This window comes from Cobetia sp. MB87 (assembly GCF_011319755.1).
Classification (GTDB): Bacteria; Pseudomonadota; Gammaproteobacteria; order Pseudomonadales; family Halomonadaceae; genus Cobetia.
This window is the reverse complement of record NZ_VFBC01000011.1, coordinates 79,857-102,081: the sequence shown is the minus strand read 5'-3', so window position 1 is coordinate 102,081 and position 22,225 is coordinate 79,857. Positions and strand designations below refer to the sequence as shown.

The window sequence follows — 22,225 nt, the reverse complement described above, 5'->3', positions numbered from 1 at the left end:
GGATTCGCCGCGCTGCAGCATGGTGTGACATTTGCCTGATCCAGGTCAGATTCCCGCCGCCACGATGACGACCCGCCGGCCATCATCTTTGCCACATGCAGAAACGCCCCGCCAACCTGAGACATCAGGTCAACGGGGCGTTTGTGGGTACTGCATGTCGAGCTTGCGGAATGCGCTGACCCAATTCCTGATCAGAGATTCCTGATCAGCGCCTCAGCGCAGCCAGATCACCGTGGCGAGGCGTCCGGTCACGCCATCGTCACGCCGGTGTGAATAGAAGCGGGATTCCGAGGCGGTACAGAAGTGGCCGCCACTGACATGACCGACTCCGGCACGCTCGAGACGCAGGCGTGCCAGCTTGTAGAGATCCCCCATGTAGTGACCGAGCCGGTAGGGGCTGGCCTCGAAGGCATCATCGGCCTCGGGCAGATCCGCGATGAAGGCATCACGCACCTCGGGGCCTACCTCGAACTGGGCATTGGAGATCGCCGGGCCCAGCCAGGCCATCAGCTCGCCGGGGTCATCACCAAGACGCTCGATGGTGGCTTCCAGCACGCCTTCGACCAGCCCGCGCCAACCCGCATGCGCCACGCCGACACGCGTGCCCTGCCGATCACAGAACAGCACCGGCAGGCAGTCCGCCGTCATCACCACACAGGCCTGCCCGGTGCCGGTACTGATGCAGGCATCCGCCCGTGGCGGAGTATCCGGCCGGCCCTCGGCGTGGCAGACATCGAAGGCATCTACCACCTGAGTGCCGTGCACCTGGTCCAGCCACGCCAGCGGACGGCCGTCATCGACTTCCGCGGCGAGCAGCTCGCGCACCTGCGCCACCATCGCCGGGTCATCGCCGACATGCAGCGCCGGATTGAAGCCGGCATACGGCCCCTGACTGGGGCCGCTCTCACGCGTGGTCACGAAGGCCTGCACCGGGCTCGGCGCGGGCCAGTCCGGCAGTATCAGGGTCGGGCGTAGACTCTCGTCGTGCATAACCTCTCCTTGTGCGGCGTGTCGCGCGAGCCTGCCGCCTCAGCGAGCGATGTCTTCCTTGAGATAGTCGATCAACACCAGCATGTCGCCCGGCATCTCGGCGCGGAATTCGACTTCCTTGCCCGTGATCGGGTGGATGAAGGCGAGACGGCGGGCATGCAGTGCCTGACGCGGGAACTGACGCAGCAGCTCCTTGAGCGGGTCACTGGCCCCCGGCGGCAGCTTCAGACGCCCGCCGTAGACCGGGTCTCCGACCAGCGGATAGCGCTGGTGTGCCATGTGCACGCGAATCTGGTGGGTACGCCCGGTTTCCAGCTTGCAGCGGATATGGGTGTGCCCCCGGAAACGCTCGACCACGCGGAAATGCGTGATCGCCGGCTTGCCGCTGTGGGTGACGGCCTGACGCTTGCGGTCCTTGGGGTGACGCCCGATGGGCGCATCCACGGTGGCACCGGAGGTCAGCACGCCCGTGACGACGGCATCGTACTCGCGTGACACGGTACGGGCCTGCAGCTGCTCGACCAGGTCCGCCTGGGCGGTCAATGACTTGGCCACCACCATCAGTCCGCTGGTGTCCTTGTCGAGACGATGCACGATACCGGCACGCGGCATCATGGAATTGCCCGGGCAATGATGCAGGATGGCGTTGAGCAGCGTGCCATCATGGTTACCCGCGCCCGGGTGCACGACCATGCCGTGCTCCTTGTTGATGACCAGCACGTCGTCATCTTCATAGACGATCTCGAGCTCGATATCTTCCGGCTCGTGGCTGACTTCTTCTTCCAGCTCGGCGGTCAGGGCCAGACGTTCACCGCCATAGACCTTCTCGCGGGGTTTGACGGCGGCACCGTCGAGGGTCAGCGCACCGGTCTTGATCCAGTGCTTGAGACGCTCGCGGGAATAGTCGGAGAAGATCTCGGCGCAGGCCTGATCAAGGCGCATGCCAATCATCGCCTCCGGGATCCGCTCTTCGCGGTTGATGGTGTCTGCCATATTGCTCTCTGAGGCCGTTTCGCACGAAAGGGCCTTTGCTTTATAGTGAGTGCGGATCGGCGGATTCTAGCATGCCCGCCATGGATTGCCCGAGATGAGGAAACCGATGCGCGCCCTTCCCTTGACTGCCCTCGCCCTGGCCAGCACCTTGCTGGCTGGCTGTGCGTCCAACGAGCCGGCACCGGATCTTCAGGAGCAGGACCTGTATCGTCAGGCCCAGGTTTCCCTGGATACCAGCCGCTTCAACTCCGCTGTGCAACAACTTGAAGCCCTGGATACTCGCTTCCCGTTCGGCAGCTACGCCGAACAGTCGCAGCTGGAGCTGATCTACGCCTATTACCAGGTCGACAACTGGGAGGCGGCACGTGCCGCGGCCAGCCGTTTCATTCGCCTGCACCCCGATCACCCGCAGGTCGATTATGCCTACTACATGCGTGGACTGGCAGCGTACAGCGCGGGTCGTTTCAGCCTGGAATCCCTCGATCTGATCGATATTTCCAAGCGTGACCTGGGCGCGACACGCGATGCCTACGTCGACTTCGGTGAGCTGGTGCGTCGCTTCCCCAACAGCACCTACGCGGCAGATTCCCGTCAGCGCATCATCTATCTGCGCAACGTACTGGCGCGCGGCGAGCTGCAGACTGCCGATTTCTACCTGCGCAAGCAGGCCTATCTGGCTGCCGTGAAGCGTGGTGAGTGGGTCATTGAGCACTACCCTAACACTCCTGCCACCCGCGATGCGCTGGCCGTGATGGTCGAGGGCTATCTGGGCCTCGGTCTGCGTGACCGTGCCAGCGAGACGCTCAAGGTGCTGATCCAGAATGATCCGGACAACGAACGTCTGGATGGCCGTACCTTCGAGCCGCGTTACGTGAAGGCTGACGACCTGACGGTCTGACGACCGGCAGTCGTCACCATCGAAAAGCCCGTGATCATCGATCACGGGCTTTTTTCGTGCTGACAGCATGGCCAGAATCGTCGGATTCAGGCGCTTTCAGCGGCTTGCGCAAAGAATCCGCAATCCCTGACACCGGACATGAATCGCCTCAATCGCCGGCCACCCAGCCATTGACGATCGGGTAGCGACGATCACGCCCGAAGCCGCGTGGCGTGACGCGCACGCCCACCGGCGCCTGACGACGCTTGTACTCGGTGCGGTCGACCAGACGCACCACGCGATAGACATCCTCTTCCTCGAAGCCGGAGCGAATGATCGCCTCGGCGCTCATGTCACCCTCGATGTAGTGGGTGAGAATCGCATCCAGGGTGTCGTAATCCGGCAGCGAATCACTGTCGAGCTGGTCTTCGGCCAGCTCTGCGGACGGCGGGCGCGTGATGACACGCTCCGGAATCGCCGGGCCCATGGTGTTGCGCCAGTTGGCGAGGCGGAACACCCAGCTCTTGTAGACATCCTTGAGCGCGTTGTAGCCGCCGACCATATCGCCGTAGAGCGTGGCGTAACCCACCGCCATCTCGCTCTTGTTGCCGGTGGTCAGCACCATCAGGCCCTTCTTGTTGGAGATGGCCATCAGCAGCACGCCACGACAGCGCGACTGCAGATTCTCCTCGGTGGTGTCGCGCTCGCTGCCGGCGAAGCTCTCAGCCAGGGTCTCGGTGAAGGCCTCGACCATCGGCGCGATGGGCATCACCTCGTAATTCACGCCCAGCAGCCTGGCCTGCTCGGCAGCGTCTTCCTTGGAGATGTCCGCGGTGTAGTGATACGGCATCATCACGGCGTGTACGCGGTCCGCACCCAGCGCATCGACGGCGATCGCCAGCGACAGGCCGGAATCGATGCCGCCGGAAAGCCCCAGCACCACACCCTTGAAGCCGCTCTTGTTGACGTAGTCACGCAGCCCGGTGACCAGCGCACAGTAGAGTGACTCTTCCGGCGACAGCAGCTCGGCGATCTCGCCGCTCTGCGGCGCCCAGCTGCCACCTTCCTCCTTGAGGAACTGCACCGGCATCAGGCCGACATCCCACCACGGCGCCTGCACGCAGGTCTTGCCGTCGGCATCGATGGCGGCGGAGCCACCATCGAAGACCAGCTCATCCTGACCACCGATCTGATTGACGTAGACCAGCGGGCAATTGACTTCGGCTGCCCGCTCGGCGAACAGCTGATTGCGCTCGGCCGGCTTCTCCAGGTGATAGGGCGAGGCATTGAGACTGACGAGAATCTCGGCACCGGCATCGCGCGCCTGACGGATCGGCGCGCCGTCCCAGAGGTCTTCGCAGATGACGATGCCCAGGCGGGCACCACGGCACTCGACCACACACGGCTCGCTGCCCGGCGTGAAATAGCGCTGCTCATCGAAGACCTGATAGTTGGGCAAGGCCTGCTTGGCATACTCGGCGATCCACTCACCATCCTTGAGCACGCCGGCCAGGTTGTAGCGCTTGCCGTCACGCATGCCGGGGTAGCCGACGATGACCATCACGCCCGGCGCGACCTTCTTCGCCATCTGGGCGCGCGCCTCCTCGAGGCGGGATTCCATGGACTCGCGCAGCAGCAGGTCTTCCGGCGGGTAGCCGGTCAGACACAACTCGGGCAGCACTACGACATCGGCCTTGTGCTCAAGACTCGCTTCACGCACCGATTCGATGGCACGCGCAGTGTTGCCGGGAATATCACCGACCAGCGGGTCGAGCTGGGCCATCACCAGAGTCAGATCTTGCATGCGGTAAGGATCTCTCGATTGGCGGTTCGATAAGGGGCCAGTACACTGTGGCCAGACATCTGGCTCAGATCACTGAGCCGTGCACCGGCCCACCTGTCATCATGTTGGCCGCCATTGTCCCGCAAGGTCGCGCCGCTGGCAAAAGCCACGCGCGCCGCCTCATCTGGGAGTCATATAGGAATGAGCCTGTTGATCATCCGTCTGCTGGTTTTCGTCGCCCTGTTCTGGGCCGGCCTGCGCCTTTACCGCATGTATCGCCAATGGAAGCTGAGCCAGGACAGCCACAATGACGGCCAGCCTGCCGAGCGCGAGGCGCAGAACATGGTGCGCTGCGCCTACTGCGATCTGCATCTGCCGGAAAATGACGCCATCCGCCATGAGGCGCTGCACTTCTGCTGCCAGGAACACCAGCAACACTTCCTCGATGAAGGACCGCGCAAATGATTCGCCACCGAGGCAAAGCGCTCGATGACGAAAGACGGCACACAATCACTCAGGCCCAGCGGGTCTCACCGGCATTTGACGCCGTATCCAGGGTGGCGATCTCGGCCAGCAGGGCCTCAGGCTGGTAGGGGGCGGGGTCGATGATCGGTGTACGTCCGAGCAGTTGATCTGCCAGCAGGCGGGTCGAGGCCGGCGCCAGCACCAAGCCATTGCGGTAGTGGCCCGCGTTGACGTGCAGACGGCGGCGCTCCGGCACGGCGCCGATGAACGGCGTGCCGGTCGGCGAACCGGGGCGCAGTCCCGCCCAGTGGTGCTCGACCTCACACTCGGCAAGCGCGGGGATGATCTCGCAGGCGCTCTTGATCAGTGACTCGCGAGCTTCCTCGGTGGTGGCCTTGTCGAAACCGACCTCTTCCAGCGTCGACCCCGCGACCACACGACCATCGGCACGCGGAATCACGTAGCGTCCATTCTTGAGCACCACGCGCTCCACCAGCCCCTTGGGTGCCTTGAACAGCACCATCTGACCGCGCACCGGACGTACCGGCAGCTCGAGCCCCGCTTCGCTCAGAATCTCACGACTCCAGGCACCACCGCAGACCACGACCTGCCCGGCAGACAACACCGAATTGGCGGTCTGTACGCCAATGGCGGTGTCGTCCTGCAGCAGAATGCCCTGCACCGCGACATTCTCCAGCAGGCGCACGCGCGGGTGAGCGTCGAGTGCGGCACGCAGTGACTTGCCCAGACGCGGATTGCGGATGCTGCCCAGCGTCGGCATCCACAGCGCCGACTCGCAACCGGGCGCGACCGCCGGTGCCTTGTCATAGACGAAGCCGGCGTCCACGCGCGTCAGCGGCTTGGCATATTCACGGGACCAGGCCAGTGCCTGCTCGGCATCCTCGACATTCAGGTACAGCAGACCCTGCTGGCGATATTCGGGGTCGATGCCAGTGGTCTCGATCAGACGCTCGGCCAGCGTGGGATAGAAGCCTTCCGACCAGGCAGACAGGCGCGAGATCGGCGCGCTATAACGCCACGGATACAACGGTGAGACGATACCACCGCCCGCCCATGACGCCTCACGCCCACACTGGCCTCGCTCGATCAGCGTGACCTCGGCACCGCCATCCGCCAGCTCCAGCGCGGTCAGCATGCCGATCACGCCACCGCCTACCACCACAAAGTCATTCACGCCTGTTCGCTCCTGCCATCAGCCCGGGAAAGGGGTCAAGAATACGCCGCCCGCAAGGCGGTGCAAGCGAGCCACATGCAATCGAGCATTGCGCCAAGTCTCCAGCATTGAGCAGAGTCTCCAGCATCGTGCAGAGCGAGCGCTTCGCGGCTACCAGCAATCGCCATCGCCGGTCGTATCGCGGACACCGGTATTGGTGAGGGTCAGCGCGGGGCAGTCGGTATCGGCACTCTGAGGCGCCACCGCGGTTGCGATGAGCGTGAAGCGGGTCGTCGTGGCGCCATCCTCCAGGCTCAGGGCGTAATAGCCTTCCGGCGACTCGGTGGCACGTCCCAGCCCTTCCTCATCACAATCACTGTCGCCGGCGATGCTGGTCGCGTAGCCGCCGCAACGCGCCATGTAGCGCTCCTGGGCCTGGGCCAATGACATCAGTGCCGCCTGCCCATCGGCACGACGCGAGCGGATCACCTGATCCTGATAGCTCGGGTAGGCGATCGCCGCGAGGATGCCGACGATGACGATCACGATCATGATCTCCGTCAGGGTGAAGCCTGAGGCGTACCTGCGGTGAGACAGATGCGAACGGGAGGAGAGAAGACTGGCCATGAAGTGCTTCCTTGAAGAACGTGAATGAAGGACTTGGGTGAAAGGCTAAGACGAAGGACTTGAGTGAAAGACCAAGGCGCAAGACTCGGCAAAAGGCTCCGGGCAAGCCTGCCTGAAGGAAGTACACCTTGCTGAAAGGCAAGGCGCCGCCACCCCGGGAAAGGCGTGGCGGCGCAGCATGTCATCCTTACCTCATGACCGAGACGGGCTCAGCGCAGCTGATACCAGGAGACACGGCCGGTATCCGTCGAGCTGGATACGTTGAGATCGTAGGACGAGACACCGCCCTCCTCGCTACCTAGCGAACTGGTACCCACGTAGACCGTATCGCCGACACTGACACTGGATGTCGGTGTGCCGCTCAACTTGACGCTGACGATGACATTGCCGACGGCGACGGTGTCATCAACGAGAGTGCCGACCAGGTCATCGGCGCTGAAGGCCTCATCCTGGTTGAAGTCGAAGATGGTCACATAGCTGCCCTGACTATCGTCATAGGTCGGCAGCCCTGTCTCGGTGTCCAGCGCGACCAGCCAGCCACCGCCGGTACTTTCACAGAAGTTGGTTCCGGTACTGGACGTGCTGGTGGAGAAGACCACCAGGTTGGAGAGCAGATTGGCCGGCTCGACCAGCTCTTCCTGCTCGGAGGCGTCCAGATCCAGATACCAGCCGAAGCGATCGCTGTCCTGATCTTCCAGCTGGCTGGGGTAATAGCTGAAGCTGTCGCCGCCAAGGGTCCGGCCTGTCAGCTCGCCGTTGGTGTAGCTGCCACTGACGAAAGTCCGCTCCTCGAGGTTGCTGCGCATCAAGCTGGTATGGCTGCCACCAGCATCCAGCACGGTGTAGAGGCTCTGGGTGACCCAGGCCTCGTCCTCGGCATCAGCGTACATGTCCTGCCCTGTTCCGAAGGACACCAGCAGGTTGGGCGAGGCCATAGTCTGGGTGCCGCCGGAGTAGCGGCTCAGGGTCGGCTTGACGGTGATCGGCTGCAGCGCATCCGTCTGGCACTCCCCACCGGTCAGGCTGGTAGCACAGGCCGTGAACAGGCGCGTGACACTCCACTTGCTGCTGTCGTCGTCACTGAGGTCAAACTTCCACAGCCGTCCCTGCAGATCCCCACCATAGGCGAAATCGACGGTGCCATTGCTGTCGAGGTCCGCGACCTGCAGGTTTGCCAATCCGCCGGTCACTCCGCTGGGGGACAGCTTGGCGATCACGCCGCCGGCATTGACTCCATCAAGCTCCAGCGCGAACAACGTCGGCGCGGCGTTCTCATCGGCCGTTTCCAGCCCGTTGCCGACCAGCACCGCGCTGTCGCCGTTGTTCAATGTGACGATATGCGCGCTGCCGTAGACATGCCCCATGTCATCATCGTCGCTGGCACCGAATTCCCAGCGCACCACATCATCTTCGTCGAAGTCTTCGCCTGCCACGGCCTTGGTGACATTGAGCGCGAACAGGCCGCGCCCACCACCGGCGAGACCGGATACCAGCCACTCCTCACCATTCAGGCTGGCCAGACGCAGTTCACCGTCGACATAGTAGCGATGCTGATAGCCCGGGTCCGTCAGATACCCCAGCCCTGCGTCGTCCTCTTCGCTGTAGAGCAGTTCCGGAATATAGGCGAACTGCTCGTTGCCGGTCTTGAGGTCGAAAGCATGCAGCATGCCGTCGTTGGCCCCGACGAAGACACTGCCCTCTGTCGTTGAGTCGTCACGTGTCACGACGACAGGCGACGAGCCGATGATGTCGCCCAGCTGGACGCCAGTGCGATTGCGCAGGCCATCACCTTCGTATTCATCGCTGCCCCGCAGCCACTCGATCGCCGCCTCCACGTAGTCATCGGTGGAGTTGCCACCGACCTCCATGCGCGCGAGATCATTGCGCTGGCTGGAGCTCAGGCGGCCCGCGTTGTCGGGCGTGAACTCGACTCCGTTGCCGCCGGACATGGTAAAGACCGTACGCGATTCAAGGCCATCCTCATCCTCCAATGCCTCACTCAGCTGGGTGGCAGCACTCCAGACCTGGTCGTCGTCCTCGACATCCTTGCCCTCCTGAACCGACGAAGCCACCACATCTCCCGTCCAGGTCGAGGCGGAATAGCGGCTCTCGACCAGTCGGCTGTCCGTCTCGACACTGGCCGTCGTCAGGTTGGTGGAGAGACCACTGACACTGTTGCCTACCGCGACGATCTCGGAGGCGATTGCCGCCAGCGCCGAGACGAGGTCCGTCGGGCTGGAGGCATTGAAGTAGGAGCCGCCGCCATCGATGGCCGCCTGTTCCAGATCATCGATGGTGCTGGAGCTGCTCTCGATGACGCGATCCTTGTCATCCCAATCATTACTGGTCGACTCGACACCGAATGCCACCGTATAGGTCGTCATCACCTGTTTTTCATAGGTCCCGCTTCCAAGCTTCGGCAACAGATCATTATGGGCATAATAATAAGCAACATCCGCCAACGTGGCATAACCGCCATAATTGTAGTTATAACTTTCCCGCCAGGTCCGTCCGTCACCATTGGCATCGCCGATCTTGCTTTCAATGTTATTGGAGGCGGTAGAGTTCTCGGAATTCCAGAAACCATCCGTGATCAAAACAGTGAAGTTCTGCTGACACATGCCACCTTCATCTTCGGAAAGAATCGGTGTGGAGCCCAGGCTGGAGTAATTGTCACTGTAATATTCACCAGCGCGATAGAGTGCCTCACGCAAGGGCGTCGATACATAGGTGTTGCTTGAGCTGATTTCCGTTTTGACGATGGCATCCTTGATATCATCAAGATGATCGTTGCCACTGTCACTTGTCGTGACGACTGATACCAGATTACCCAGTACATTGGTGACATATTCTATGATCGAATCCAGAATATCATCGACCTTCACCTTGGTGGCCGTTTCAGAACCGGGGTTGATGGTAATGAAGCCGGTACGATATTCGATATCTGAAAGCAGCTCGAGCCCGGCAGCCTTGCCGACATTCAGGCGACTGCGATAATAAGTGAACCAGTTGGCATAGTTGACCTGCTCATCCAGGGTGAGATCCGAGACCTGGACTTCACTACTGTCACTACAATTGCTGCCAGTATAATAACGAAACTCGAGGTCCGGGTCCGTCAGGTCAACCAGATTGTCTTCATCATCGCCTTCATTGAAATCAATCCACGCCGCTGTCGGGTCCATGTCATCGTAGCGCTCGTCACCATTGCCCAATTTCCAGGGCAGATAAGTCTGATCCGGGTCATAGGCCTGGCTATTGGAATCGGCACAGAAGTATTTATTGGAAAGGTCTTGCGGCTTGAAGACATCTTCGCAGGTTGTCGTCGTTCTATTGTTCCTCCTGCCGTTCCCGTTGTTCGTCGTGGTGGTGCAAACTTCCTGCTCTGCATACAGCATGCTGTAACCCTGGTAGGAGCTACCACCATCAAAGGTGTCTTCCCAGGTCATCGAGCCCGAATCATCCAATACCAGCAGGACGTTGGGGGTAACGCCGACGCTCTGGGTGGTGGGCAACTGGAGTAGCGTGTCGCTGTCTGCCAGCACGGGCAAGGAGACCAGCAGTCCGCCTGACAGCAAGGCTGGCAGGTGAAGACGACGCAAGCCGCTGCGGCGGGGTGAGTGCTTCGATTTCATCGATAGATTCCCTTCAATCGGCCATCATGATTTCGCTTTGCACCACTGCCAGTGCACGCTTCTTGCTCTCAGGGTCACCTGCGCTCTCAAGACTCCAGCCAGCGGCCGTGATGCGGAAGGCATTCAACAACTTGCTGCTGCTCAGGTTATCGTCATTCAGAACGCCTTCCGTCGTCTCCCCGAGGTACTCGATGACATAGTTGCCGTTGTCAGCCGCATCACCGCTCAAGACACCCTCTCCCTCCCAGGCGTCTGCCTGCAGAGGATCGAAGCCCAGCTCCTCCCCCGCCGTCACGTCGTAGAAGCCGTCCCCGCCGAAATCATCCAGGGTCAGCTCCCCCTCGAGCAGACGACTCTCCGCCTGTTGCTGAAGACTTTCGGCCTCCGCATAGGCGTTGTCGTAGAACTGGGTATTCATCAACATGCGGGTCTGCAACTGGGTATCTTCATTGCCTGTCACCGCCATCACGCCCACCACGATCAGCATGATCAGCACGACCAGCAATGCCATGCCTTGCTGGCGCGGCGGCCGGGGAGAACTCAACTGGTTCATAGACCGATATTCCTCGGGCTCAGGGTGATATCGAAGGTGCGTTGCAACTCACCGTCCCCCTCTCCCTCGACATTGATCGTCGGCGGCGTCTTGAGGGTCAGACTGATGTGGATCCGTCTGACACTGCTCCAGTCGTTCGCGGCTTCCACTTCCGCCACGCTACGCTCCACGGCAAAGCGACTCGCGCTACCGCTGCCGGAGGCCGTATCGAAGGTCAGGTTGAACGCTTCGACGTATCGCGCCACTTCTTCGCCACAGCCTGCTGCCGGATCGCCATTGAGATCCTCGCCGTTCAGACAGAGCCGAACGGGGGAATCGTCATCGGCCTGTGACAGCAACAGGTACCAACGCTGCAGCGGATAGACATACGCCTGGGTCTGTATGGTGCCGCCATAGCCGTGCTCGACGGCGCTCGACAGCTCGAGCGAGTTGTTGCCATCGCCCGAGAGGCGTGCAATGTCGCCGCTCTCGCAGTCGCTGATCAGCACGACGCTATCCGTTTCCAGTGTGCCGGAGGTGTAGTCTTCCAGGGTCAGCGAGGTATCGCCCTGGGCGACGCTCGCCCCGAGTTGCCAACCGCGTTGCGCCCCCAGCGCCGGTACCTGCAAGGCCAGACGGTCATAGGTGATCTCCGCCACCGTGTCGGACTCGGCCGTCAGAGGAGAATCGGACAGCGCATGGCTGCCGGTACCATCACTGACACTGCTCACCGACGCACAGCCGGAAAAGCCGGCATTGCGCACCAATGGCTGCAGGCGGCGTGTGACATGGCGCGCAGATTCCTGCAGGTAAGACACGGCAGACGTGGTGTTGAGGGTAGAGCGCGAGGCCAGAAAGTATTCCAGCGCCATGGCGGAAATGAACAGTCCCAGCACCAGCGCCAGCATCAATTCGACCAGGCCGACGCCCTGCTGGGCACGCCGTGAGGGAATCGAGCGCGGCGCCCGAGGCGAGCGCGATGCAAAGGCTCGCAGCGAGGGGAAGGCTTTCGACGACATCAAGGCACCACGCGTATCTGTAGGGTCTCGCTCAATGCCTGGGCATCGGCGTCCATGCTGTCTTCGTTCTGCCCGAGCTGCGCGGCGCCGCTCCAGCCAAGGGTCAGAGTGAGAAGATCACTACCGCTACTGGCGATGGAGCCGACCGGCGCGTTCAGACTGCTGTCCTCGAGCCTGTCCGCCCACACCGCCACGTCACGGGCGGCAAGCTCGGCAACACTGCAGGGGCACCCCCCCGGATTTCCTGCCCCCGCGGTGGAAAGACCATCATAGTCATCCACACCATCGGGGTTGGCCTGGATGCGCTCAGCCATGCTGACCAGGAGAATACGAGCTTCGGTGCGCGCATAACTCTCGTTGTTGGCCTGCAGGCTCTCCATCTGCATGAGCCCGAAACCCAGCAATGTCAGCCCCATCAACAGCAGCGCGATCAACGCCTCAAGCAGGCTGGTACCTTGCTGACCGTCGCTCGCGCGGGACACGCCAAGCTCAGCAACTCTGGTCATCGCTGCCATAAGTCTCCGTCAATACTCGTCCGATGGGCGTCAATTCAAGCTGGCGATGACCCTGCCCGCCCGACTGGTCGCAGATCAACAACCAGGTGGAATCAGAGGTCGCACCCTGATCATCGAAGGTCACGCCGGCAACACTCGCCTGCACGGTGATGGCGGCATCAAACACGCGCAACAGGTCATCGCCCAGCGACGCCCGTGCCTCGGCCTGACTGCCCTGCACCACCGCCCAGCCATTGCTCCAGCTGGTGGAATTCATGCAGGCATCACCCTGGGCATTCAGGGGGCAGAGCGTGATGTCGTTGCCGCTGGCCACCGCCTCGCTACGCGCATAGTTGATGGAAGCCACGAGCGTCTCGGCCGTGCCGGTGACGGCGTTGCGCGCGACTACCCCTTGCCAGGCGGGCACGGCGATCGTGATGGTGATCACGAGAATGGCCAGCGTGATCATCAGTTCAATCAACGTGAAGCCTTGCTGGCGGCCCTGCCGACATCCATGCCGAAGTGCAGGAAAAAGCTGCATCGTCTTACCCCTGAAAGCCACGCAGGCCAAAGCACCCTGCAGGGCGTGAAATTGGGCAATTTAACGTCTATGAACCACAGATGGAATCATTATGTTACACAAGATTACCCATCATTCCGAAAACTCCCCATAATCACCGTTATTCCATATTTCTGGGCTGAGCCTCACCCACCAGACAAAAAAGCCCCGATCATCGTAGATCGAGGCTTCAGGCGCTTGCCATGCAATGTCGGTTGTCAGTGCCTACCAACAATCACTGCTGTCGGTATCTTCCGAGTCCTCAAGGACTGCCGCTCCCTTCACTCCCAACTCCGTGAGTGTAAAGGTGGCGCAGTCCTGATCATTGGCCTGACTGCCGGTGGCAGTGGCGGTCAGGGTATAGCTGTCTGCATCTCCTGCGACGGCCAGGTTGTAGAAACCTTCCTCACTGACGGCATCTGCCTGTCCCAGCCCGATACCATCGCCGCCACCTCCGAGCGCATCTCCACAGCTGGTCGCCGCTGTCACGCTGGCCGTCGCGTATTCACCGCAGGTTGCCATGATGCGCTCCTGGGTCTGGGCAAGCGCCAGCAAGGCGGTGGTGGCATCGGTACGACGTGAGCGCTCCACCTGATCCTGATAGCTGGGATAGGCGATCGCCGCCAGAATGCCGATGATGGCCACGGCTATCATGAGCTCCAGCAGACCGAAGCCGCCTTGTGCCCGAGCCCCCCCTGTTCGCCTGCTCATCAGCGCCCCCGACGCAGCAGCGTGATGTCGATGACCTGCTTCGGCTCACCACGTGGGTCGAAGCGCACCTCGACCTCCTGCCCCGGCGTGAGATGGAAGGCCTTCAGCTCGCGCCCATTGCGATTGAGTATCCGGCTATCCGGCTGAAGCACGAACCCCATGTCGTCGACGAGCAGCTGATCTCCCTCTCGCTCGTCGATGACGCCCGTGATGCTCTGCTCCATGACCAGCGGTATCGGGGTATCTTCCGCCAGAGCTCGGGCGCTCCAGCTCGTGAAGAGCAAGCCTGCCGCCAGCAACAGTCCACTACCAGCCAGCTTGAGTCGTGATGTCTTCATGGTCTCTCTCCTAGCGCAGCTGATACCAGGCACTACGGCCTTCCAGCCCATCGATCCCGAAGTCCATGGCCATTTCGACCACCTGATTGGTGCCACCCTGACCGACATACTGGGTATCACCCAGGAATTTCGGTGAGGTGGGCTCGCCTTCTGTCTTTATCGAGAGCACGACCTGATTGTTGACGTTGTCGCTCGCGTTGACCTCGCCATCCGCGTTGTAATCAAAGACCTGCTGCACATTGTTGTAACTGCGTACCGGTTGCAGGCCGTTGCGCAAGCTGAGGGCATTCAGCCAACCACTGGCCCCGCCAGTACAGGGGCCATTGGAGCCCGGGATGGTGGTATTGAAGACAATCAGATCACCGCGGACAGCCGGAATGGTCACCAGGCGCTCACCGGAGTCCGGTAGCTCCAGGTACCAACCGTACTGGATACCATTGTTGTTCTGATTGGAATAATCGACACCTACCCCCGTGACCGTACGCGCGTCACTCACGCCACTGATATTGGAGAAGCTCTGCTTTTCCAGCTGGCCATGATGACGACGAGTCGAAGACCCGGTATGCAGCACGCTGTAGAAGGATTGCGTCGAGGTATCGACCGCATCCTGCAGGGTCAGCAATTGCCCGGTGCCCCAGTACACATTCAGGTACGGCGTATCGACAGTGCTGTTGAAGACACCGCTGCGTGCCACGGCTACCCGCGACGTGATGGGCTGACGGGAAGCTGCCGGGCAGGTCGATGACGTGCTGTTCAAGGCAACGGCACATGACTGGAACAGACGCGACATCTCGCTGCTGCCGATGTTGCTCAGCGAGAAGTCGCGCATGTCGAATACCCAGACATTGCCATGCAGATCGCCGGCATAGACCCAGTCGGTGATGCCATCGGCATCGATGTCAGCCAGTTCAGGACTCGACATGCCATTGCAGTCACTGCTGGCAGAGGTGCACGACCCACCGGCATTGCTGCCCTGTTGAGAATCCAGCAGCGCATAGTTGTCGGGATCTTCCAGGTCCACGATGAACAACTTGGCACGTCCGTCGCTGTCGGCGTTGTAACCATTGCCGAAGATGGCATACCACTTGCCATCATCCAGGCGCGCTACCTGGATATCGCTGAAGGTATAGCCGAGGTCCTCGTGGGTGAATTCCCACTGCACGATATCGGCCGGCGAGGTGCCATTGGACTCCCCCAATGACTCGAAGCCTTCAGGATCGGTGATATCCAGCATGTAGACCGCCTTGCCACCAGCGCCCAGTCCACCCAACAGGACCGAGTGCCAACCGGGCGCATCCTCATCCCCCAGTTGAACATGCACGTCACGCGCAACTGGCGTGGCATCGACATAGTACTGGTGGACATAGTTCTGATCAGCGAGCTGGCGAATACCACGCCCGTTCTCGATGCTGAAGGCGGCGTACGGCATGTAGGCGAACTTCTCTTCACCGGTCTCCATGTCGATGGCGTGCAGCATGCCGTCGTTGGCACCGATGTAGATCATGTTCTGGCGATCCTCATACAGCGTCTTGAAGGAGCGGTACGAGGACACTTCCATATCATTGCGATAGCTGGCCGAAGGCGGCCCGACGATCGCCGGGGAGGCGTGGACGATATCCCCGAGATAGTTGTCGTCACGCTCGCGGAACAAGGTCCCTTCATAGGCATCATCACCCTTGAGATAGCCGATCAGGTTCTCGAGATCCGATGTTCTGACGCCAAGATTGGTGCCATCCAGCTTCAGGAAGGTACCGGTAGTGTCCAGGACGCGTCCCGTCAGCTGAGCCACGCCATTGGTGACGCCTCCGACCACTGAGCCGACTCCACCTAGAATGCCATCATCATCATCATCGTCATCGTCGTCGTCGTCGTCGTCGTCGTCATCATCCCGAACGGTTCTACGCAGCGTTGCCAACAGAGTTTCTGACAGCAGGGTTTCATCGAGGAAACCCACGAGGTCCAGTACCTGTTCGGCCTCCAGTGATCCGGCCTCCTCGATATCGAAGAAGAAGGCCTTCTCGTCCACTTCCGCGATTCCCGGGTTATAGGTAATTACCTTGCGACTGGAGCTACGGCTATCATCGTCACGCAACCACTCCGCGACGGACCAATCCGAGGTGGCGCTCAAGGTGCCATTGGTGCCGATCTTGCGTGCAACGACATCACCCGACCAATCAGCGGGATCATAGATGGTCTGAATCACGTACGCGCCGCTGGTCTGTCCACCACTGCTGATGTCCAGGCTACCGGTGCTGGCCGCGCGTCCTGCGATCGACTGAGCGATATTGTTCAACGCATCAATCAATGCCTGCGGATTGGCGGCGCTGAGATATTCACCACGCCCGTTCCAGGCCGCATGGCGCAGATCGTCGATGGTGGTATTGGCGTTGGCAACCGGCTGTGGCCAGGTAAAGGCAGATTCGAGATCAGCAGGGTTCTCGGACAGTGAGCCATCCACACCGAACCCGACGGTGTAGGTCACCATGTGCTGAGCGGAATTTTCATCCACTCCCGGTATGGTCGGCACGCTGTCGATCAAGTCAGTCCGCAGGTCCTCGCGATAATATTTCATCGCGACATCGCCAAGCGTATTGGAATAGCTGTCACGATGACTGGCACTGATGAAGTCGCCACTGCCACCGTCGACGTTGCCGACGCTGGGACTGGAGCCATTCCAGTAGCCATCGGTCATCATGATGGAATAGTTCTGCTGGCACATGCCGCCCTCATCCGCACTCAGAATGGGGGCCGAACGACCAGTGCTGGAGTAATACTCCCCGGCATTCTTGAGCGCGGTACGCAGAGGGGTGCCACCGGAGGGATAGGCGGTAAACAGCTCCTCCAGCAGGGCTTCACGTTCATCAGTATCCGTCATGTCCGCAACGTTGCGATTGTTGCGGCCCTGGATGGTGCGCAGCCCTACCCGGGACTCATTGGCGTTGATCACACCGGCCATGGCAGATTTGGCCACCAGCATGCGGTCGCGATAGTAGGTGAACCAGTTGGCGAAATTGACTTGCTGTGCAGCGGACAGGTCATCCACCTCTACGACATGATCTTCGTCCAGATACAGGCGCCCCGCACCATCCCGGTAGAGCCCGCATTCACCGTAGTCATAGTCCCCATCACCATTGTCGTCCCAGCGGACGTAGTAGGCGTCATCGCTCATCCTGGCCCAGCTGGTAGGCTCGTAGGGATCTTCACGGACATTCGACAGGCTCATGTTCTGATAGGCGATTCCCGCTCGATCAGCACCCGCCCACGGGGTGTAGGTCAGCGCAGGATTGTAGGCCATGACATTGAAGCCCATACAGGCCCCGATCGCCCCGCCAAGATCCGTATAGGAAACGATACGATCATCGGCATCATGATTGTTTCTTACCGTAACAAGGCTCTTGGAATACACCCCTGTGTAACCCATCAGCGAGGAAGCCGGCTGGAGGCTCCAGTGTTCCACCCCCTTGTTGAGAGTATCTTCCCAGGCCATGCTGCCCGAATCATCCAGAATGAACAGGATATTGGGCTGGACCCCGGTCGCTTCCGTGACCGGGGCGCGGGCGATTTCCCCCGGGGCCGCCAGACAGGGCAAGGCGACAAGGCACAGGGCACCACTCAGCAGATAACGCATGTTCATGCTCCTCTCAGAAGTAAGGGCCCAGTTCCATCTCGCTTTGCACTACTGTCCAGGAGGCACCATTGCCGCCTCCTGTGCCCATCGCATTGATACGGAAGGCATCCAGGCGCGTGCCCACCGCATTCACTTCGTTGCTGGCATTCAGCGGCGGCTCGCCGACCTTGCCCAGATACTCGATCACATAGGCCCCGATGACCGCGCCGGTATCACTGTCCAGCGTCTGGATACCGCTGGCTTGCCAATCCGCTTCCGAGAGCGGGTTGATCGGCGGTGCATCCTCGGGCAGTGCCAGCATCAGGCCAGCCGAGTCATCGAAGCTGTTCAGGCTCCAGGTGCCATCCTCCAGGCTTTCCTGCAGCGCACGCTCACCGATACTCAGGCTGGTTTCCGCGTTGTAATAGGACTGCTCGAAGTTTCGGCTGTTGACGGCCATGCGTGTCTGCAGCTGACTGTCCTCGACCCCGGTGACGGCCAGCAGACCGATCACGACCAGCATGACCAACACGATCAGCAAGGCGATGCCTTGCTGACGTGCTGGCCCCGGGGTGGCCGCGCAGACTCTGGACGGTGAAGACGATGCATTCATCAGCTGCCCCTCAGTTGAAGGTTGCGCGGTGTGAACGTGAGATTGAAGGTTCGCGTCAAACGGCCATCGTTATCCCCGCCCGGCACCACTCCCGGCAGGCTCTCGAGCGTCAGAGCGATCTCGATACGGCGTACCTCATCCCAACGGCCTTCGCTGCGCACCGTGGCGGCCGGCACCTTGACGCGATCGACACTGCCATTGCCGGTGGTATCCAGGCTGAAACTGACATCGAAGCCCTGCACGCCGGAGGCCAGTTCTTCGCGCGCGAAATTGGCATCGATACGGTCGAGATACAGTGAACGCACCGAAGAGTCGTTGGCCTGGTCATCCAGCCGTAGCTCCCAGGCCTGTACCGGGTAGAGATAGGCATTCGAGGACTGAGAGCTGCCGTAGGAACGTGACAGGGTGTCGTTGGTTTCCACATTGCCCTGGGTAGTGCCCGACACCCTGAAGACATCGGTGCTGCTGCAATCACTGACCAGCGCATACTCGTTGGTCACGAAGGCATCTTCGCTACTATTGCGCACGGACAGAGGGCCGCCCAGTGACGTCATGCTGCTGGTCAGCGTGGTTTCATCGCCATCCTTGCTGGCAGCGACGAACGTCAGATTGAAATAGCTGAGGCCCCGCTGGGTACGCTGCTGACCACCGAAAGGCGCCGTGAGGTCGTGTGATGCATCCACTGAGCTGGCATTGGTGATATCGCGGCTATTGGCACAGCCTGCGTAGCCCACATTGCGCATCAGCGGCTGAAGCCGGAAGGACACGTAACGGGCCGATTCCTGCAGATAGGAAAGCGCCTCCTGGGTGCTCACGGTGCTGCGTGAGGTCGAGAACATCTGCACCGCCATCGCCGTGATCAGCAGCCCCAGCACCAGGCTGATCATCAGCTCGACAAGCCCCACGCCCGCCTGGCGCTTCAAGCCATGAGGACGGGCGGTGTCGGGGGCCAAGCGTCGGCGGACCGATTCAGGGGAACAGCGATTCATGGCTCTACCTCAAAACGATAGGTCTGCTGGTCAACTCCCCCGCTGATGGGGTCACTCCACTGTACCTGGACACTCACATCATGGACGCCGATACCGGCGCCGCCGACAACACGCTCGTCGACTTCCACACTGCCGACGCCGCTGGTCAACGTGGAGTTGATGATGGCGTCACGCCAATCAATGATGTCCTGGTCCGCCAGCTCTGCGGGCACGCAATCCGAGCTGCATCCATCCGCCGGCGCATCGGTGGTGTCGGCCTCATCATATTGATCGATGGCCTCAAGGTTGGCGCGGATACGCTCGGCCATGTCCAGCGACAGCAGTTGTGCCACGGTATTGCTGTAGCTGACGCGCTGATGCTGAAGCGTCTGAACTTGCAACAACCCCAGGCCCAGCAGGGAAACCCCCAGCAGCATGACCGCGACCAGCGCCTCGATCAGGCCGACGCCGCGCTGAGAGTGACGAGCGGAACGGCGCTGTTGCAGGCGAGACAGCAATGTCTTCCTCAGCGCTCTCGGCTGCCGGGCTTGCTTGAGGGATGTGGTCATCAGCGATGCTGTCATGAGCAGTCCCCTCCTGATTCAAGACGAACACGGCCTGAAGGCGCCACTACCACAGAGGTCGCATCGGATGCCGCACAGAACACCAGCGTACTGTTGCCACTAGTCAGCGTGCCGCGATCGTTGTAGGTGATCCTGGAGGCACCACCCGACTGGGCAACCGCATTGCTGTCCTGATGGATCCACAGGCGGTCGTCGAGGGTGAAGTTGGAAGTACTCCCGACATAGACGACCCAGCCATTCGCCCAATCGTCGTCGCAGGTCGTGGGATCGGGGGTGGCAACACTCGGCGCATAGGGACAGACACTCACATCCACACCGCGCGTGGTGGCGGTGCTGCGCGCCATGCCGAGCGCATGGGTCAGGGCACGCACATCGGACTCCACCTGAGAGCGCTGCACCAGACCTTGCCAGGCTGGCACCGCCCAGGTCGCGATGATGGCAATGATCGCCACTGTCACGACCAGCTCGATCAGGGTGAAACCACGGGATTGGCGCATGAGAGATACTTCTCCTTGCCGCTAGGGGTCGACCGGCCATGCCGGACTCGAGTCTGTCTTCTGGGGCCCACCATCACCAGCACCGGCCTCCTCCTTCGGCACCGGTATTCATGTCCTGGTCCATCCACAATACGCCGCAGTCATCATTGAGTTGTGCCCCTTGAGGCGTCGCCTGCAGGACGAAGGCCGAGGCAGACAGACTGCGATACGTGATCAGGTAGCGAAGATTGCCACCGCTGTCCTCTATACGACTGACGCCATCCGTCGGCTGGTCATCATCCCCCACGGGTGCCTCGGAGAAATTCTGGTAGTAGAAGCCATGCAGCTGTCTGGCCTGCTGCCCCAGCGCCTGCTGGGCATGTGAGCGCCAGCTGCGCTCCACATAACCCAGATAGGAGGGTATTGCGACCGCCGCCAGAATGCCGATGATCGCGACCACCATCATCATCTCGATCAAGGTGAAGCCCTGAGCCCGACGTCTGCCAGATGCCCCGCGCCCCGGTTTCGGCTCACGGCGTGCAACTGCACTGCTGACACCGGTGACCGACAACAGTCGCGGCATGGGGAATTCTCCAGAATACGAACCATACCTCTATTATGTATCATTTTGGTAACTGCGCATTACATTTTTTTTCAATGTGTGCCAAATGGATCAACGATCCTGCTCAAGAGTACTGTGACTTATACAAGAAACTGCTGAATTGAATGGCAAATTGCGAATGGCGCGCACAAAAAAGCCGCGACGAGGTCGCGGCTTCTTCACTGGCAGAAACTTACAAGGCGTTACAGCTCGCGAATCTGATCCGAGGCGATCAAGCGCTCCTTGAGCTCCTTGGGCATGGAGAAGACGATGTTTTCCTCCTGCCCCTCGAGCTCCTCGGGTGCTGAGGCTCCCAGCGCCATCAGGCGATCGATCACACCCTGCACCAGCACTTCGGGCGCACTGGCCCCTGCGGTGATACCGATACTGCCGATACCCTCGAGCCAGGCGGCCTCGATCTGCTCGGCATCATCGATCAACCAGGCCGGAGTCTGCATGCGCTCGGCCAATTCACGCAGACGATTGGAGTTGGAGCTATTGGGGCTGCCGACCACCAGCACCACATCGCAGGCTTCCGCCAGCATACGAACGGCATCCTGACGATTCTGGGTCGCATAGCAGATGTCATCCTTGCGCGGCCCCTGAATCGCCGGGAAGCGTTCGCGCAGCGCGTCGATCACCCGCGCCGTATCATCCATCGAGAGCGTGGTCTGGGTGACGAAGGCCAGCTGCTCCGGGTCCTTGACCTCCAGACGCGCCACATCGGACTCGTCTTCCACCAGATGGATGGTGCCACCCCTGGAAGTGTCATAGCGGCCCATGGTGCCCTCGACCTCCGGGTGGCCCTCATGACCGATCAGCACGCAATCCTGGCCCTTGCGCGCATAGCGCAGGACTTCCATGTGCACCTTGGTCACCAGCGGACAGGTGGCATCGAAGACCTTGAGGTTGCGACGCTCGGCCTCTTCCTGCACGGCACGCGAGACACCGTGCGCCGAGAAGATGACGATGACGTCATCCGGCACTTCGTGCAGTTCCTCGACGAAGATGGCGCCGCGCTCCTTGAGGGAGTCGACCACGAAACGGTTGTGCACCACCTCGTGACGCACGTAGATCGGCGGCCCGAACACGTCGAGCGCCCCGTTGACGATATCGATGGCGCGATCCACTCCGGCGCAGAAACCGCGCGGGTTGGCCAGCTTGATCTGCATGACAGGCTCC

At 61.0% G+C, this 22,225-nt stretch carries 21 protein-coding genes; 2 read left to right on the top strand and 19 right to left on the bottom strand.

The genetic code is table 11. The annotated features are described in order from the left end of the window. Positions 1-213: 213 nt before the first annotated feature. Together pgeF and rluD are read right to left on the bottom strand one after the other, a co-directional pair. Positions 214-990 (bottom strand): peptidoglycan editing factor PgeF, encoded by a 777-nt coding sequence (gene pgeF, locus CDPAHKCJ_RS12715; RefSeq protein WP_166020095.1) that lies wholly within the window; start codon positions 988-990, stop codon positions 214-216. A gap of 39 nt (positions 991-1,029) precedes the next feature. Continuing rightward, on the bottom strand, positions 1,030-1,983 hold the full coding sequence (gene rluD / locus CDPAHKCJ_RS12710; RefSeq protein WP_043337181.1) for a 23S rRNA pseudouridine(1911/1915/1917) synthase RluD: 954 nt from the start codon (positions 1,981-1,983) through the stop codon (positions 1,030-1,032). Between the two features lie 106 nt (positions 1,984-2,089). On the opposite strand from rluD, the gene CDPAHKCJ_RS12705 reads away from it, so the two are divergent. Further along, positions 2,090-2,881, top strand: a complete 792-nt coding sequence (locus CDPAHKCJ_RS12705) for an outer membrane protein assembly factor BamD (RefSeq protein WP_107335861.1) — start codon at positions 2,090-2,092, stop codon at positions 2,879-2,881. A gap of 148 nt (positions 2,882-3,029) precedes the next feature. Here the strand turns inward: CDPAHKCJ_RS12705 and CDPAHKCJ_RS12700 are convergent, their stop codons facing one another. After that, positions 3,030-4,664, bottom strand: coding sequence for an NAD+ synthase (locus tag CDPAHKCJ_RS12700; RefSeq protein ID WP_166020094.1), 1,635 nt, complete (start codon positions 4,662-4,664; stop codon positions 3,030-3,032). Positions 4,665-4,844: 180 nt separating this feature from the next. Between CDPAHKCJ_RS12700 and CDPAHKCJ_RS12695 the strand changes: the two genes are divergently transcribed. Next, positions 4,845-5,108: a PP0621 family protein gene (locus CDPAHKCJ_RS12695; protein ID WP_166020093.1), complete on the top strand. Its 264-nt coding sequence runs from the start codon at positions 4,845-4,847 to the stop codon at positions 5,106-5,108. A gap of 49 nt (positions 5,109-5,157) precedes the next feature. Here CDPAHKCJ_RS12695 and thiO read toward each other — a convergent pair whose 3' ends face one another. The 16 genes from thiO to ispH all read right to left on the bottom strand — a co-directional run bounded on the left by thiO (position 5,158) and on the right by ispH (position 22,215). Further along, positions 5,158-6,303, bottom strand: coding sequence for a glycine oxidase ThiO (thiO, locus tag CDPAHKCJ_RS12690; protein ID WP_166020092.1), 1,146 nt, complete (start codon positions 6,301-6,303; stop codon positions 5,158-5,160). Positions 6,304-6,453: 150 nt separating this feature from the next. Further along, positions 6,454-6,909 (bottom strand): type IV pilin protein, encoded by a 456-nt coding sequence (locus CDPAHKCJ_RS13500; RefSeq protein WP_166020091.1) that lies wholly within the window; start codon positions 6,907-6,909, stop codon positions 6,454-6,456. Positions 6,910-7,118: 209 nt separating this feature from the next. Next, complete coding sequence (locus CDPAHKCJ_RS12680) at positions 7,119-10,541, bottom strand: PilC/PilY family type IV pilus protein (RefSeq protein ID WP_166020090.1); 3,423 nt, start codon at positions 10,539-10,541, stop codon at positions 7,119-7,121. Positions 10,542-10,554: 13 nt separating this feature from the next. Then, a complete protein-coding gene (locus tag CDPAHKCJ_RS12675) occupies positions 10,555-11,094 on the bottom strand; it encodes a hypothetical protein (RefSeq protein WP_166020089.1) in 540 nt (179 codons plus the stop codon). Then, positions 11,091-12,092, bottom strand: coding sequence for a hypothetical protein (locus CDPAHKCJ_RS12670; protein ID WP_166020088.1), 1,002 nt, complete (start codon positions 12,090-12,092; stop codon positions 11,091-11,093). The genes CDPAHKCJ_RS12675 and CDPAHKCJ_RS12670 overlap by 4 nt, the downstream gene beginning before the upstream one ends. Next, a complete protein-coding gene (locus tag CDPAHKCJ_RS12665; RefSeq protein WP_166020087.1) occupies positions 12,092-12,598 on the bottom strand; it encodes a hypothetical protein in 507 nt (168 codons plus the stop codon). The genes CDPAHKCJ_RS12670 and CDPAHKCJ_RS12665 overlap by 1 nt, the downstream gene beginning before the upstream one ends. Then, positions 12,582-13,127, bottom strand: coding sequence for a GspH/FimT family pseudopilin (locus tag CDPAHKCJ_RS12660; protein ID WP_277343467.1), 546 nt, complete (start codon positions 13,125-13,127; stop codon positions 12,582-12,584). The genes CDPAHKCJ_RS12665 and CDPAHKCJ_RS12660 overlap by 17 nt, the downstream gene beginning before the upstream one ends. 243 nt (positions 13,128-13,370) lie before the next feature. Next, on the bottom strand, positions 13,371-13,856 hold the full coding sequence (locus tag CDPAHKCJ_RS12655) for a type IV pilin protein (RefSeq protein ID WP_166020085.1): 486 nt from the start codon (positions 13,854-13,856) through the stop codon (positions 13,371-13,373). Next, entirely contained in the window at positions 13,856-14,194 is a 339-nt protein-coding gene (locus CDPAHKCJ_RS12650) for a hypothetical protein (RefSeq protein ID WP_166020084.1), read from the bottom strand. Before CDPAHKCJ_RS12650 ends, CDPAHKCJ_RS12655 begins: the two co-directional genes overlap by 1 nt. 10 nt (positions 14,195-14,204) lie before the next feature. Then, positions 14,205-17,822 (bottom strand): PilC/PilY family type IV pilus protein, encoded by a 3,618-nt coding sequence (locus CDPAHKCJ_RS12645; protein WP_166020083.1) that lies wholly within the window; start codon positions 17,820-17,822, stop codon positions 14,205-14,207. A gap of 13 nt (positions 17,823-17,835) precedes the next feature. Continuing rightward, the gene (locus CDPAHKCJ_RS12640) at positions 17,836-18,414 is read right to left on the bottom strand and encodes a hypothetical protein (RefSeq protein WP_166020082.1); all 579 of its coding nucleotides are present in this window, start codon (positions 18,412-18,414) and stop codon (positions 17,836-17,838) included. Next, a complete protein-coding gene (locus CDPAHKCJ_RS12635; RefSeq protein ID WP_166020081.1) occupies positions 18,414-19,403 on the bottom strand; it encodes a PilW family protein in 990 nt (329 codons plus the stop codon). Before CDPAHKCJ_RS12635 ends, CDPAHKCJ_RS12640 begins: the two co-directional genes overlap by 1 nt. Continuing rightward, the gene (gene pilV / locus CDPAHKCJ_RS12630; RefSeq protein ID WP_166020080.1) at positions 19,400-19,966 is read right to left on the bottom strand and encodes a type IV pilus modification protein PilV; all 567 of its coding nucleotides are present in this window, start codon (positions 19,964-19,966) and stop codon (positions 19,400-19,402) included. The genes CDPAHKCJ_RS12635 and pilV overlap by 4 nt, the downstream gene beginning before the upstream one ends. Further along, a complete protein-coding gene (locus tag CDPAHKCJ_RS12625; RefSeq protein ID WP_166020102.1) occupies positions 19,963-20,463 on the bottom strand; it encodes a GspH/FimT family protein in 501 nt (166 codons plus the stop codon). Before CDPAHKCJ_RS12625 ends, pilV begins: the two co-directional genes overlap by 4 nt. Before the next feature lie 73 nt (positions 20,464-20,536). Further along, on the bottom strand, positions 20,537-21,025 hold the full coding sequence (locus tag CDPAHKCJ_RS13495) for a type IV pilin protein (RefSeq protein WP_166020079.1): 489 nt from the start codon (positions 21,023-21,025) through the stop codon (positions 20,537-20,539). A gap of 221 nt (positions 21,026-21,246) precedes the next feature. After that, a complete protein-coding gene (gene ispH, locus CDPAHKCJ_RS12615) occupies positions 21,247-22,215 on the bottom strand; it encodes a 4-hydroxy-3-methylbut-2-enyl diphosphate reductase (protein WP_166020078.1) in 969 nt (322 codons plus the stop codon). Positions 22,216-22,225: the final 10 nt, after the last annotated feature.